Source organism: Fusibacillus kribbianus, assembly GCF_030053595.1.
Classification (GTDB): domain Bacteria; phylum Bacillota; class Clostridia; order Lachnospirales; family Lachnospiraceae; genus Lientehia; species Lientehia kribbiana.
The window spans coordinates 16,930-31,206 of record NZ_JASGBQ010000015.1 but is presented as its reverse complement, the minus strand read 5'-3'; the positions used below and the strand labels follow the sequence as shown (position 1 = coordinate 31,206).

Here is a 14,277-nt window from a genome sequence, read left to right as displayed (position 1 = left end):
ACTGTGCTGCCACGTTTTAACCTCTCTGTTCTGTAATCTGCCGTTTATACACCGGCTCCGTTATAATAGGCGATCTTGTTGTAGATCGGATAATCCGCAAAAAACTCCTGAAGGGTGGGCCGTTCCTCCGATGCCGGGTCATGGATCAGAAAATCCGAAGGATTAAGCTCCGTGCCGTCTCCTGCATACCCCATGATCAGTACCCAGTGGGGATGATCCGCATCCTTAAGGCACCCGATGAGCACGGGGATCCCTTCCCTGAGCTTTGCAAGAGCGATCTCCAGATAATTATCGGCATCGGTGCGCTCGTAGACCTTTGGAAAGCCCAGCATACCATCCTCATTGTACCCCAGCCGCTCCTCCATCTCTGCCGGTGTCGTCACATGCCCCTCCAGATAGGAATAGGCCATGGCCAGACAGGTGGTGGTACAGCCGGCTGTTTTGATGGTCTCATAGCTGTTTCCCAGGCGTTTTCCGCCCCATCGTTCATCGTACTGTTTGAAATCCGGAAGATTTAAGAAAACCCTGCCGTCCTCGGGCTTTTCCTCAGAAAGCTCTTCTCTCAGACAGTAACCCTCCAGATATTCCTCTGAATTGGTCTTTTTATAGAGGACCCGGACGTATCCGGAGTCTTCCTTCCAGAAAACCCTGACTTCATCACCGTAAGCGATTCGTCCCACTGCCGCACTCTCTTTCGAAGGTTCGGTCCGGATATTCAGAAGTCCAAAGCAGGAACAGTACATGACGTCTCCGCCCTTCAGCCTCTCATAGGAAAGCTTTCCTTCTGTCTCCCCGGATATCCCGGGCAGACTGGAGGAGATGTCCTGGCTGCGGATCGTTTTGGAAGCGGCAGGAATCAGTTTTCCGAAGCTGATCGGCTTCTCCCAGGAAAAAAGCGCCCAGGCTAAAAGAAGAAAGCAGCAAAAGGACACGGCTGTAAGGGAAATAAATACAGCCATGTTTCGTTTCTTTCTGTCCTTACAGACAGAAAGGATCTGTTCCATCCATTCATTTATCCGACTGAATATCCGCTCCTTCATGAATCCTCCCTGTCAGGAAATCCGTTCTCCTATATAGTAAAAGCCTCTTGATTCCAAAAGTCTGACCGTCAGAAGCGTTCCGATGTCGGAAGCATCTCCCGGAAAATGCACCATGATGTTGTTGCTCAGGCGTCCCGTTACCATGGAAGGATCGTGGTCATCCATTCCTTCCACAAGGGCAGTCATGGTTTTTCCCACATCCTTGCTGCATCGTTCCGCGGAAATTTTCTGTACTTCCTTCAAAAGCCGGTCAAAACGCGGCTTCACGACCTCCTCCGGTACCTGGTTTTCCATGGCTGCTGCAGGAGTCCCTGTCCGCTTGGAATAGATAAAGGTGAAGGCACTGTCAAACCGAACCTTCCGCACCACATCCAGAGTCTCCTCAAAATCCTCTTCCATCTCTCCCGGGAATCCCACAATAATATCTGTCGTCAGGGACAGATCCGGGATCTCGGTCTGAATTTTTTTAGCAAGAGCCAGATACTGCTCCTTATTGTATACCCGGTTCATCTGCTTTAAGATTCGGGAGCTTCCCGATTGAAGCGGCAGATGAAGATGACGGCAGATCTTGGGGCAGTCTCTCATGACTGCGATCAGCTCGTCAGACAGATCCTTGGGATGCGAGGTCATAAAACGGATTCTCTCCAGTCCCTCAATCTTCGCAACCCGCTTTAAAAGCTCTGCGAAGGTCATGGGAGTTTCCAGAGTCTTTCCGTAGGAATTGACGTTTTGGCCAAGGAGCATGACCTCTACCACGCCGTCAGCCACCAGGGCTTCGATCTCTTTGATGATATCCTCCGGGTTTCTGCTGCGCTCTCTTCCTCTCACATAGGGGACGATGCAGTAGCTGCAGAAATTGTTGCAGCCGTACATGATATTGACACCGGACTTAAAGGAATATTTTCGCTCCGCCGGCAGATTTTCCACAATCTTGTCTGTCCCGTCCCAGACATCAATGATCATCTGTTTTTCAAAATATCTGGTGAAGAGAAGCTCTGCCAGTTTGAAAATGTTGTGGGTACCGAAGATCAGATCCACAAACCGGTAGCTCTTTTTTATCTTTTCCACCACGGTAGGTTCCTGCATCATGCAGCCGCAGAGGGCAATGATCATATTGGGATTTTTCTTCTTCAGGTTATTTAAATAACCCAGACGGCCGTAGACACGCTGATTGGCGTTGTCCCGGACAGTACAGGTGTTATACAGAACAAAATCTGATGCTTCATCCTCGGAGGCCTTAAAGCCTGCCTGTTCCAGAATCCCCAAAAGCTTTTCCGAATCCTTGGCATTCATCTGACAGCCAAAGGTCTGAATGCAGGCCGTCATCGGCCGGCCCAGTTCCCTGCTTTTCTGAAGGACAAGGGTCTTAAGCTGATCCATAAAGTATTCCTGTCGGTCAGGCTCCAGGGAAGGTGCCGCCTCCAGGCGTTGTAAATATTCCGTTCTGTCCACGATTAAACTCCTTTCACGGGCGGATCTGACCGTTTCCGTAAATGATGTATTTCGTCGTTGTCAATGCTTTCAGACCCATGGGGCCCCGGGCATGAAGCTTCTGGGTGCTGATGCCGATCTCCGCCCCGAATCCGAACTCAAAGCCGTCGGTAAAGCGGGTCGACGCGTTGACATACACAGCAGCCGCGTCCACTTCATCCAGAAACTTCTGAGCGTTCGCATAATCCTTCGTAACAATTGATTCCGAGTGCTTAGTGTTGTACCGGTTGATATGGGCGATGGCTTCCTCGACAGAGCCCACGGTTTTTGCTGAGAGAATATAGTCCAGATATTCCCTCCCCCAATCCTCTTCTGTGGCTTTTACCGCTTCCGGAACCAGTCCGCACACCGTCTCATCTCCCCGTATCTCCACCTGTTTTTCCCTGAGCCGTTTGGAAAGAACCGGCCAGAGCCTGTCGGAAACCTTCTCATGGATCAGCAGAGACTCGCAGGCATTGCACACGCCGATCCGCTGGGTTTTGGCGTTGAGTATGATATCCACTGCCATATCGATGTCGGCACTCTCATCCACAAACACATGACAATTTCCTGTTCCCGTCTCAATGACCGGAACTGTGCTGTTCTCCACAACGGTACGAATCAGACCGGCGCCGCCTCTCGGGATCAGCACATCAATATAGCCGTCCATTCTCATGAGCTGTCTGGCCGTCTCCCGGTCGGTGCTTTCCAGAAGCTGAACGGCATCTGCCGGAAGGCCATATGAGGATAGCGCATCCCGAAGAATGCCGGCGATGGCCATATTGGATCTGAGTGCATCACTTCCGCCCTTTAAGATCACGGCATTGCCTGTTTTAAAGCAGAGGCCGAAGGCATCGGCCGTCACATTAGGCCGTGATTCATAAATGATACCGATGACACCGAGGGGAACCCGCTTTTCACCGATGATCAGGCCGTTGGGACGCTTTTTCATGGAAAGTACCTCTCCCACCGGATCCTCCAGGGACGCGATCTGCCTGAGCCCCTCCGCCATGGAAACGATCCGTTCCTCATTCAGCTTAAGCCGGTCAAGGAGTCCTTTATGCATCCCCCTGTTCCGTCCCGTTTCCATATCCTCCCTGTTGGCCTGCAGTATTTTTTCTGTATTGGCAAGAAGGGCATCCGCCGCCGCCAAGAGGCCACGGTTTTTCTCTGTCACACCCAGCTTGCCAAGAGAAGCGGCAGCCTTTCTGGCCCGCTCTCCCATATCGATCAGTTCAAACATAATGCCCTCCATTCTGCTGTCATTCCTTTTTGTCTTTTAAAGCCGGCTGATCCCCGCCTCGGTCACCAGAACCGAAGGCCGGATATCAAAGGCCTCAAAGGGTACCTCATCAAACATCTGGCATTCATAGGCCAGTGCCACGGTTTTAAGCTCCGGCATCCGTTCCAGGTACCTGTCATAGAAGCCGCCGCCATAGCCGACCCTATGATGGGCACGGTCAAAGGCGACCCCTGGCATCAAAAACAGGGCATCCCGCTCCTCCGCCATGGGAAGTCCGTGCTTTGGCTCCATGATACCGAAATAGCCTGCCTCCAGATCCTCCCTGGAAGCAATATAGTAAAAGTCCATGGCAGTGCCGTCCACTCTCGGAACTGCCACCCGTTTTCCGTCTTTTATGGCCTGCTCCATGATGGGCCAGGTCTGTACCTCATGATTGTAATCCACATAACAGTACACACAGGAGGCAGCTTCATATTCCGGCAGGGAAACCACATATGCCAGAATTTGTCTGCTGTCTTCCAGTTCCTTTTTTTCCGTCAGAGCCTGTCTTCTTTCCTTAACGGCTCTTCGGATCTCCTTTTTTGTCCTATACTCCATACTCATCCCTTTTCTCCGTTTAATGGGTATGCCGCTCTTTTGCCTCAGCAACTTTTTTAAGCTCTGTCACACTTCCATCCGGCTCAAGTATGCTTACATTGTCCAGGGTCCGCTTCAGATTATTGCGAATAGCCATAATATAATCGCCACGAAGCTTTGCCTGCTCCGCCTTTTCCTCCGGTGTCAGTCCCTCCGCCTTTGATTTGTGATAAAGCTCATTGATTCTTTTGATCTCTTTCTCTGTCATAGCAGTTCCTCATTTATTATCTGTAGATTTTTGCAGACTGTCCTTCTGCCTGTCAGTAGGCGGTCAGGTATTCTATCAAATCAAAATTCCTGTTCTTATGGGCCAGAAACAGGGTGCCGATTTTTTCCCCATCGAGGACCCGGTAAATATTCTCCACATCGTCGCCGTTGGTGATCACCATATCAATCCCTGCATCGGTGGCCATTCGCGCCGCCACGATCTTTGCCGACATGCCTCCGGTACCCACATTGCTTCCGGGGGCTTCCTTTCCCATCTCCGTTAGATCGTCGGTGATCTCCGCTACCTCATCGATAAAAGCCGCATCCGGATTCTGTTTCGGGTCATCCTCATAAAGACCGTCGATATCCGACAGAAGGATCAGAAGATCGGCATGGATCACAGCCGCCACAATGGCGGAAAGCCTGTCATTGTCGCCAAATTCGATCTCATGGGTCGCCACGGTATCATTTTCGTTGACAATAGGGATCACGCCCATTTTGAGAAGCTCGTCAAAGGTATTTCTCGCATTTCTGCGGGAATCGTCATTCAGCATGGTGGTCTTTGTCATGAGGATCTGTGCCACCACCTGATTATACTCAGAAAAAAGCTTCTGATAGGTCATCATGAGCTTGGCCTGTCCCACTGCCGCCAGGGCCTGTTTCACGGGAAGCTCATTGGGCCGTTCCATATAACCCATGGTTTTCCGTCCCACAGCTCCTGCACCGGAGCTGACCAGTACCACCTCCATGCCCTGATTGCGCAGATCACAGAGAACTCTTGCCAGTTTTTCCACCTTGTTCAGATTCAGATAACCGGTATATTTATGTGTCAGGGAAGAAGAGCCGATTTTGATGACAATCCGCTTTTTTCCTGTCAGTCTTGTCTTTCTGTCCATAGCTTATGTTTCCTTTCCGGAGGTCTTTATGTAAACGGCTGCCCAATATTCCTATTTTAGCAGATTTGCCGGTCAGAATCAATCCCGCACGGGTGAAAACCGCATTGCCAACATCTCGGCCACCCGGATCCCATCCATGGCTGCCGAGGTGATTCCTCCCGCATAGCCAGCCCCTTCTCCGCAGGGATAGATCCCTTCCACACTGCTTTCCAGTTCCTCATTCCTTTCAATCCGCACCGGTGAAGAGGTTCGGCTTTCCACACCGGACAGCACGGCATCATAACGGTCAAAGCCTTTGATCCGTCTGCCGCAGGCATCAATTCCCTCCTGAAGGGCCAGGTTCAGCTTTTCCGGCAGGATCTCCCTGAGATTGGTATAAACAGCTCCGCCCATGGTAGCCGGAAGGATCTCCCCCGGTCCTGTGCTTCGCCTTCCCGCCTTGAAATCTCCGTAAAGCTGTATGGGAACAAGGCCCTTTCCAAGCTGCCATGCCCTTCGTTCCAGTTCCCGCTGAAACTTCACGCCTGATAAAGGATGTCCGTCTCCGAAATCCTCCGGCGAAACCGTGACGATCATGGCACTGTTGGCGTTTCTTCCTGCCCTGTCATGATTGCTCATTCCATTGACAGCGGTCATTTCCTTTTCGGAAGAAGCATTTACCACATAGCCGCCGGGACACATGCAGAAGGAATACACCCCTCTTCCGTCGGAAGCTCTGGCTGTCACCTTATAGGGAGCCGGAGGAAGAAGCTTTCCATACCGTTCGCCGTATTGGGAAAACTGGATCATATCCTGAGGATGTTCGATCCGAAGCCCCACAGCGAAGGCCTTGGCATGCATGGAAAGCTGTTTCTCATAGAGCATCTGAAAGGTATCTCTGGCACTGTGTCCGATGGCAAGGATCAGCCGCTCTGCCGGAAGATAGATTTCACCGTCATCGGAAGAAGCGCTGTCCGTTTTCTTTGTGTCCTTTATATGGACTCCCGTGATCCTGCCCCCGGAAAGCTCCAGATCGGTGACCTTTGAATGGAAGCGAAACTCACCTCCCATCCGTTCTATTTCTTCACGCATGTTTTTCAGGACCACTTTTAAAACATCGGTCCCGATATGGGGCTTTTGTTCATAAAGGATCTCTTCTCCTGCTCCCATGGCCGCAAATATTTCCAGAACCTTTCTTCCGCGGAAAGCCGGATCCTTGACCAGGGTGTTGAGCTTTCCGTCAGAAAAAGTTCCGGCTCCGCCCTCTCCGAACTGGACATTGCACTCCGTATCAAGAATTCCCGTTTCCCAGAAGTGTTGGACCGCCTGATCCCGTTCTTCCACTGGTCCGCCCCGTTCCAGAAGTATGGGACAAAAGCCGGCCTTTGCCAGCATATAGCCGCAGAACAGTCCGGCAGGTCCCGTTCCCACGATCACAGGTCGATGGGAAAGCTGCTCTGACCCGCATTCAGGAAACCGATAGCCGGATTCTTTTATGATCCGCGCCTCAGATTCCTTCAGATGACGAAGGACCTGACTCTCTTTTTTCTTGATTTCCACATCCACCTGATAAATAAAGGTCAGTTCCTCCTTTTTTCTGGCATCTATGGATTTTTTCGTAATTTTGTAGCTTTTCACATCGGCCTCAGAAAGCCTGAGTTTTTTGCATATTCTGGGGAGAAGAAGCTCCTCGCTCTCCTCCGGCCGAAGCCTGATCTGTGTAATACGTATCATGGTCTTCCCTGCTTTCCGGCCAGAAAACCGCTGGCCCATGCCCACTGGAGATTATAGCCGCCGCAGATCCCGTCCACGTCCAGCATTTCCCCGGCAAAATAAAGCCCCGGCACAAGTCTGGACTCCATCGTTTCTTCGTTCACATCCCTGGTATCGATGCCGCCCGCCGTTACCTGCGCCTGCGAAAAATCATTCACCGCCGAAATGGAAAGTCGTAATCTGCAGACCGTATCCACGATTGCCTGCTTTTGTCTTCCAGAAAGACGGCCGGCCGGTATATGGACCGGCAGCCCAGCTTTTTTTAAAAGGACAGCCGCAAGCTTCTCCGGAAACAGACCGAGCAGCAGAGAAAAACAATCCTCCTCTGTTCTTTGCAAAACTGTTTCCAACAGCTCCTCCGCTTCGTCTCTGTCGTATTCCGGAAGGAAATTCAACCGGGCGGTCACACCCATTCCCTGCTCCAGCGCTCTGGATGCAAACCGGCTCACCTGAAAGACGGGAATACCCGAAATCCCGTAATCCGTAAGCTGAAGCTCCCCGGCATCACTTCCCACAAGCCGTTCCTTTCCGTTTTCTTCTATGTACAGGGAGACCCGACCGTCGGTTCTGACCCCCGCCGCTTTTTTGAGGGGGTTTTCCGCTGCCCTCAGACCGGTGAGCGCAGGAACCGGCGGGATCAGCCTGTGCCCCAAAGCCTCTGCCAGCCCATAGCCGCTGCCGTCAGAACCGGTCACAGGAGCCGACTTTCCTCCGCAGGCCAGAATCACGGAATCCCCATAAAAGGAGGTATCTGCCGCAAGCACCAAAAATCCTTTTGTTTTTCTCTGAAGCTTTCGGACTTCACATTCCGTACGGATTTCCACTCCCAGCCTGGAAAGCTCCTCCAGGAGAAGGTTCCGGACTGCCGCAGCCTGCGAGGATCGGGGATAAACGTAACCGTCCCTCTCCTTACAATAAAGCCCCAGACTGTTAAAGAAATTAATGGTTTCCCTGTAACCGAACCGGGTGAGAGCCGGAATAGGAAAACCGGGGTTTTCCGTCCGGTAAAAGGAATCGTCCTGTTTTTTGTTGGTCAGATTGCATCTTCCGTTGCCGGTGGAGAGAAGCTTTTTCCCGAGCGCTTTCGTGTGTTCCAGGATAATGACCTCATCCCCCCTTCCGGCGGCTGAGATGGCAGCCAAAATGCCTGCAGCTCCGCCGCCGATTACGATCACCTTTCCCATGGACGTTTCCTCCTTTCATCTGGCGAATTTATTCGCCCCTTATTATACACTAAGACATGGGAATTTGTCATTCATTTCTTTTCAGCTGGTCAAAGACTCCAGATAATCGTAAAGCTCTTTGACTCCTTTGACATAATACCCCTTTTTCAGAACCGCCGCCTCGTCTTTCGGAAGCTCATCCTCCGTAATATAGGTTTCCATATAGACATCGCTTCTGTCACTGTAATAGATTTTCAGATATCCTTCCTCCAGAATCAGAAGAAATCGGTAATTACCGGGGTCCACCGATTCCCGGCTCCGCACCACCAGGCGGGCCGAGGAAAAGGAAACGAGCGTTTTTCCCCCGCCGTTCCCCTTCAGATAATCGACAAGCTCTTCTCTCGTCATTCCCAGAAAATCCAACGGCATGGGAAGGATCGTTTCCGTAAGAATGCCGTCGGCCTCATTATAGCTCTGAGCAATATAAAGCATCTCATCATTGATCCGCAGCTCCTCCTGCCCTCCGGCAGCCGCGGCACTTTCCGGTTCACTGCTTTCTTCCGAAGACTGTGTATGTTCTTCCGAAGTTTCCGCTTTCCTCCGGCTTTCATATTCGGCTAATTCCAGCTGCTTCTCCAGCTCCAGATTCCGGTAGCTGAAATAGTAGACCGCGGAAAACAGAAAGAATAACAGGCAAAAGCAGGAAAGATAGATCCAGACGGTCTTTTTCATAACGATCACCTCATAAAAATCAAATTAAAAAGAAAAGAGGATATGCTTACCCTCTTTTCCAGTATTGACCGTTATGAAAAAAATATACTACATCAGACGAAGCTTCTTCGCGATCCGTACCATCTTCCCGCCCATTGGCATACTGTGAAGCTCCTTCTCATCCACACATCGGAATACAATCAGCATGACGAAATATACTGCTACAGCCACGATCACTGCTGCCAGACACGCGATGGAGTTTCTTTTTGTGAGCATATTCAGGAGGTAATACACCAGGTAGGAGCAGCCGCCCATGATGAGGGAAGCCAAAAAAGGCAGAACAAATGTCTTTTTCACCTCCTGACGGTAATTCAGATAATTGGCAATGGAAATACCGTTCAGGATACACATGGAAAGTCCAAACAGCATGTTTGCAATAACAACACCGTAAATTCCTGTCTTTAATCCGTATAAAAGGGCAACCAGAATTCCCACATGAAGAATCAGGGAAATTAACGCGTTCCGTACCGGCGTCTTCATCTTGTTGATGCCCTGAAGGACGCCGTTTGTAACGGTGGACAGGGAGAAGAAAATGACAGCCAGTGAGCCCAAAAACAGAAGATCTCCGCCCAGCTTTGTATCCTGATTGAACAGCATTTCAACGATCGGCGCTCCAAGGAGCGTAAGCCCCACCGCCGAAGGGATCGCTACGATCATGGAAAAACGGATGGTCATATTGATCTTTCTTAAGACCTCTCCCTTGTTTCCTTCCGTCACAGTCCTGGTAAGGGAGGGAAGCATGGAGGAGGAAAGGGCGTTTGATATGGCGATCGGTACATTGATTAACAGATAATACTGCCCGGAATACACTCCCCATTTGGCCATATAATGGGCGCTCTCGCCTACAGACTTCATGTAAAAGCCGTAAATACTGTTGTCCACCAGATTGCTCACATTGTATACGGTGCCGCTTATGATAACAGGAACAATGGTCGCCACCAGAACCCTTGCAATATTTCCGTAGGATTCCAGCATTACTGTATTATCCCGCCGCATCTGGCGCTTTAAGATCCGTCTGTACATCCGGAACAGGACAAAACAGAAAATAAGTGCCGTCAAAGCTCCGGCAGCCGTACCGAGGGTTCCGCCGGCAGCGCCGTAGGCATCGGCATAGATATCCGTTCCCTTCGCAATATCGACCCTTGCTCCCATATCAAAGAGCAGAAAAGCGGCGACAATGCTGATGACCGCATTGATGATCTGCTCCAGTACCTGAGAAACAGCTGTCGGAATCATGGTGCCAAGACCCTGGAAATATCCACGCAGAGTCCCCAGGAATGCCATAACAAACACCGTAGGCGCCAATACCTTGATGGCGTAGGCGGCTCCCGGTTCATTGAGCAGCTTTACTGCAAAAAAATCCGCTCCGAAAAACATCAGAAGCCCGGCAACAGAGCCTGATATCAGGGAAAAAATCATGGAGCTTTGGAATATCCGGTATGCATTCTTATGCTGTCCGAGAGCGACCCTGGCCGATACCATCTTGGACACTGCCAGGGGCAGGCTGTAAGAAGACAAAAGAAGTATGATATTGTAGATGTAAAAGGCAGAAGAATACATTCCCATGGCGGCATTGCCGATCTTGTTCTGCATGGGGATCCTGTATACCATGCCAATGATCCGTACAAGGATTCCGGCAACTGCCAGAATGGAACCCTGTATCAGAAAATTACTGGATTTCTTTTTTTTCTTTTTCTGCTGATTCTGAGTACTCATATAATTCTCTTCTCACCTTATTCTCTGGGAATATTCAGGGTTTCCATCAGATGCCGCTGGTGTTCCTCCATCAGTATCCTGTCTTCTTCCTCCATATGATCGTAGCCCATCAGATGAAGCATGCTGTGAGCAGTCAGAAAGGCCAGTTCCCGTTTCAGGGAATGACCGAACTCTTCCGCCTGTTCTTTGATTTTTTCCACGGAAAGGATGATATCACCAAGCAGCAGCTCCCCGGTTTCCGGATTAAAGCAGTCGAAAGCATCGTCTTCTTCCAGAAAGTCAAAATCTGCCGGATGGACATATTCCGCCATAGGAAAAGACAGCACATCCGTCGTCCTGTCGATCCCCCGGAATTCCCGGTTGATCCGCTGTACCTCATCGGCATCCGTGAGGGTCACGCTGACCTCCGCTTCATACGGACAGTTTTCCTGCAGAAGGGCAGCATCCACCACTGCCCGGATGATCTCTTCATATGGAATGGAAAGAGGCTCCGACGCCTCATAAGAAATTTCACAGGTCATTTGTTTCCTCCCGGCCTTCTGGCCCTGTCTCCTGTCCTGTTTTTGCTTTCGTATGCCTCATAGGCCTGTACAATCTTCTGAACCAGCGGATGTCTCACAATATCCTTATCAGAAAGGGTGACAAAGGCAATGTCTTCAATCTTCCGAAGGACCCTGACTGCCACATCCAGACCGGAAGGTCCGTCCCCGGCAAGATCCCTCTGACTCATGTCGCCGGTCACAATAACTTTGGAACCAAAGCCGATTCTGGTTAAAAACATTTTCATCTGAGCAGGAGTCGTATTCTGTGCCTCATCCAGAATAATATAGGCATTATCCAGAGTACGTCCTCTCATATAAGCCAGAGGTGCCACCTCGATGAGCCCCTTTTCCGCATTGTGCAGATAACTGTCCGCCCCCATGATTTCGTAAAGAGCATCATAGAGGGGGCGCAGATAGGGGTCGATCTTACTCTGCAGGTCTCCGGGAAGAAAGCCCAGCTTTTCACCGGCCTCAATAGCCGGCCTTGTGAGAATGATCCGTCCCACCTCATTATTCTTAAAAGCCTGAATTGCCATAGCCATAGCCAGATAGGTTTTTCCCGTTCCGGCAGGACCAAGTCCGAAAACGATCATCTTTTCACGGATGGCATCCACATACTGCTTCTGCCCAATGGTCTTCGGCTTCACCGGCTTTCCGGAAATCGTGCGGCAGATCAGATCTCTGTCGATCTCCAGGATCTTGTCATCCTTCTCCTCAAAGGAAAGAGAAAGAGCATAATCCACATTCTGTTCTGTGATGGTATTTCCCCGTCTGGAAAGCTCAATGAGATTTCCGAATACGCTTCTTGCCTTTCCAACCATGGTTTCCGGTCCGATCACCTTGATACAGCCGTCTCTGGATACCATGGTCACTCGAAGAGTCTTTTCGATCTTCTTTAAAAAGGCATCAAACTGACCGCATACATTCCGCTCATGTTCGGCCGGAATGTCGATCATCGTTTCTACAATCGCCATACCTGTTTGCTGTCTCCTTCTGTTTGCTATCTCTTATTCTAACATTTTTTTCTGTAAATTGAAGCCCTTTTCATAAAAAATTATGAACCGCCCAAAATGCCAATGGCTTCTTCTCCGTTTACAATACCGACAGCACGGCAGGAATCCGCTTCCAGAAAGGTCTCCAGAGAACAGTCAGTGATTGTCACTCCCAGGTCGGAAAGCTGATCACAGTATGCTTCAAACCGAAGCAATGCCTTTTTTTCTGCCTCCTTTGCAGAAATGACCTCCACGGCTTCCCGGTATTCCCTGACTGTAATCACCCCCCATCCCAGAGGCAGATAAAAATTCTCCCACAGATGAACCATTTCATAAGAATCCGTTTCGTCAGAGCAGGCATAGGTGTTTTTTTCTCCCGGCCAGAAGACCCGATGGCCGAACAGCCACAGATAACGTTGTTTTGTTTCCTTTCCCGTATAATATTTTTTCGGTGATGCCAGAGAAAACACATCCTCATAAAGATATTCGGTGGCGGCAACGATATCTCCATCGGCTCTTACTCCCCTGGTGGATAAAAGATTTCCTCCCTCGTCCAGAATCTCCAGAGTACCAGAAATCAGTACCTGGCCTTTCTCCACAGAATCACCCGGATGGACCTTCGGCGTACCGGTCCTTGTGATCACCGACACCACGGTGCCGTTTTTTGATGCGGTCAGATCCATCACTGTTCCTGATTCATCCGAAGCAGGTGTGCCTTCCGCATCGATGATCTGATTTTCCTTGATCCGGATGATCAGCCGGTTTCCGCTGATCTGTGCAGAAACCCAGGTAATGTCCCCGTAGCGGCCCCGGATATCCTTTTCAATTTCCTCGCACACAATTCCCGATTTTTTCATTCCGTGGACATATCCCTTCTCTTCCAGAAAATGAAGCAGTGTGCTGTCGGTATATTTTGTGTTGCCTTCCATATGAATATCCCATATAAAAAGAGAAGAATAATATAAAAGCCCCAGACAGATAAGGATTCCCAGGAAAAAGGCCAGATGCTTCCGGCTTCTTCTGAGGAAAAAAGGAAGCCCCCGTTTTTCTTTGATTCGAAGTTTAACCCCCGCTTTTTTTGCGAGTCTTCCGGCTGCAAAAAAATCCTTTGCCGCCATGCGAAACCGGATGCCGTCTTCTTCCCGCCGCATTTCTTCCAGAGAAATCCCATGAAAACTGCATAAATTAAAAAAACGCTCAGGGCTCCCACCTGATACCCTGACCGTTACGGTCCCATTCCATTTTCCCGCTCTATTCATAGATGATCTCATGAATTCTTCCCCTGATCTTCATAGACTCCCTGCCAAAATAGGAAATCACCAGATCCTCCCCAGTGATCCGGATTCTGCACATACCGCTTAAGATACGGATACAATCCGGACCGTATTCGAGGATTCCCCTGTGATTTTCAATGGTCAGTTCCAGACATCCCACAGAAGTGACAACGGCGGCTCCGAGGCATAGATCCCTGGGAAGCTCCAACGCCTGCACCAGCGCTTCAACCCTTTTTTTCATGGGCATACCTCTTTTCTTTTACAGTTCAGTTTATGTATCGAAGACAAAAAAAAGAACCATTGGCAATCAATGGTTCTTTTCCTTCGCACAATTAATTGTATTTACGTTTTCTAGCGGCTTCAGACTTTTTCTTGCGTCTAACGCTGGGTTTTTCGTAATGCTCTCTCTTACGAATCTCCTGCTGAATGCCGGCCTTCGCACAGTTTCTCTTGAATCTGCGTAAGGCACTATCTAAACTCTCATTGTCTTTCACAATAACGTTTGACATAGACTCACACCTAACCTCCCTCCAGTTGTGTATTGTGCATAATACAACTGTTTGGGTATATTTTTC

The 14,277-nt window shown here is 50.0% G+C and carries 15 protein-coding genes; all 15 read right to left on the bottom strand.

What is annotated here, in order from left to right; translation table 11 throughout:
• Positions 1-44: 44 nt before the first annotated feature.
• Complete coding sequence (locus tag QJ036_RS08910) at positions 45-1,040, bottom strand: SH3 domain-containing protein (RefSeq protein ID WP_283231040.1); 996 nt, start codon at positions 1,038-1,040, stop codon at positions 45-47.
• 12 nt (positions 1,041-1,052) lie between these two features.
• Positions 1,053-2,492: a tRNA (N6-isopentenyl adenosine(37)-C2)-methylthiotransferase MiaB gene (gene miaB, locus QJ036_RS08905; protein ID WP_283231039.1), complete on the bottom strand. Its 1,440-nt coding sequence runs from the start codon at positions 2,490-2,492 to the stop codon at positions 1,053-1,055.
• A 13-nt stretch (positions 2,493-2,505) separates the two neighbouring features.
• Entirely contained in the window at positions 2,506-3,753 is a 1,248-nt protein-coding gene (locus QJ036_RS08900; protein WP_283231038.1) for a glutamate-5-semialdehyde dehydrogenase, read from the bottom strand.
• Positions 3,754-3,789: 36 nt separating this feature from the next.
• Positions 3,790-4,356, bottom strand: coding sequence for a 5-formyltetrahydrofolate cyclo-ligase (locus QJ036_RS08895; RefSeq protein ID WP_283231037.1), 567 nt, complete (start codon positions 4,354-4,356; stop codon positions 3,790-3,792).
• 13 nt (positions 4,357-4,369) lie between these two features.
• A complete protein-coding gene (locus tag QJ036_RS08890) occupies positions 4,370-4,597 on the bottom strand; it encodes a DUF896 domain-containing protein (RefSeq protein WP_283231036.1) in 228 nt (75 codons plus the stop codon).
• A gap of 52 nt (positions 4,598-4,649) precedes the next feature.
• Complete coding sequence (gene proB / locus QJ036_RS08885) at positions 4,650-5,492, bottom strand: glutamate 5-kinase (RefSeq protein WP_283231035.1); 843 nt, start codon at positions 5,490-5,492, stop codon at positions 4,650-4,652.
• A gap of 78 nt (positions 5,493-5,570) precedes the next feature.
• Positions 5,571-7,205, bottom strand: coding sequence for an NAD(P)/FAD-dependent oxidoreductase (locus QJ036_RS08880; protein ID WP_283231034.1), 1,635 nt, complete (start codon positions 7,203-7,205; stop codon positions 5,571-5,573).
• On the bottom strand, positions 7,202-8,428 hold the full coding sequence (locus tag QJ036_RS08875; RefSeq protein WP_283231033.1) for a BaiN/RdsA family NAD(P)/FAD-dependent oxidoreductase: 1,227 nt from the start codon (positions 8,426-8,428) through the stop codon (positions 7,202-7,204). Before QJ036_RS08875 ends, QJ036_RS08880 begins: the two co-directional genes overlap by 4 nt.
• Before the next feature lie 81 nt (positions 8,429-8,509).
• Complete coding sequence (locus tag QJ036_RS08870; protein WP_283231032.1) at positions 8,510-9,139, bottom strand: hypothetical protein; 630 nt, start codon at positions 9,137-9,139, stop codon at positions 8,510-8,512.
• Positions 9,140-9,226: 87 nt separating this feature from the next.
• Entirely contained in the window at positions 9,227-10,894 is a 1,668-nt protein-coding gene (locus QJ036_RS08865; RefSeq protein WP_283231031.1) for a putative polysaccharide biosynthesis protein, read from the bottom strand.
• Positions 10,895-10,911: 17 nt separating this feature from the next.
• A complete protein-coding gene (ybeY, locus tag QJ036_RS08860; protein ID WP_283231030.1) occupies positions 10,912-11,415 on the bottom strand; it encodes an rRNA maturation RNase YbeY in 504 nt (167 codons plus the stop codon).
• Positions 11,412-12,410, bottom strand: coding sequence for a PhoH family protein (locus QJ036_RS08855; RefSeq protein WP_283231029.1), 999 nt, complete (start codon positions 12,408-12,410; stop codon positions 11,412-11,414). The genes ybeY and QJ036_RS08855 overlap by 4 nt, the downstream gene beginning before the upstream one ends.
• 80 nt (positions 12,411-12,490) lie before the next feature.
• Complete coding sequence (locus QJ036_RS08850) at positions 12,491-13,687, bottom strand: sporulation protein YqfD (protein ID WP_283231028.1); 1,197 nt, start codon at positions 13,685-13,687, stop codon at positions 12,491-12,493.
• Positions 13,680-13,943 (bottom strand): YabP/YqfC family sporulation protein, encoded by a 264-nt coding sequence (locus tag QJ036_RS08845; protein ID WP_283231027.1) that lies wholly within the window; start codon positions 13,941-13,943, stop codon positions 13,680-13,682. Before QJ036_RS08845 ends, QJ036_RS08850 begins: the two co-directional genes overlap by 8 nt.
• Positions 13,944-14,034: 91 nt before the next feature.
• Positions 14,035-14,211 (bottom strand): 30S ribosomal protein S21, encoded by a 177-nt coding sequence (rpsU, locus tag QJ036_RS08840; protein WP_003504099.1) that lies wholly within the window; start codon positions 14,209-14,211, stop codon positions 14,035-14,037.
• Positions 14,212-14,277 lie beyond the last annotated feature (66 nt).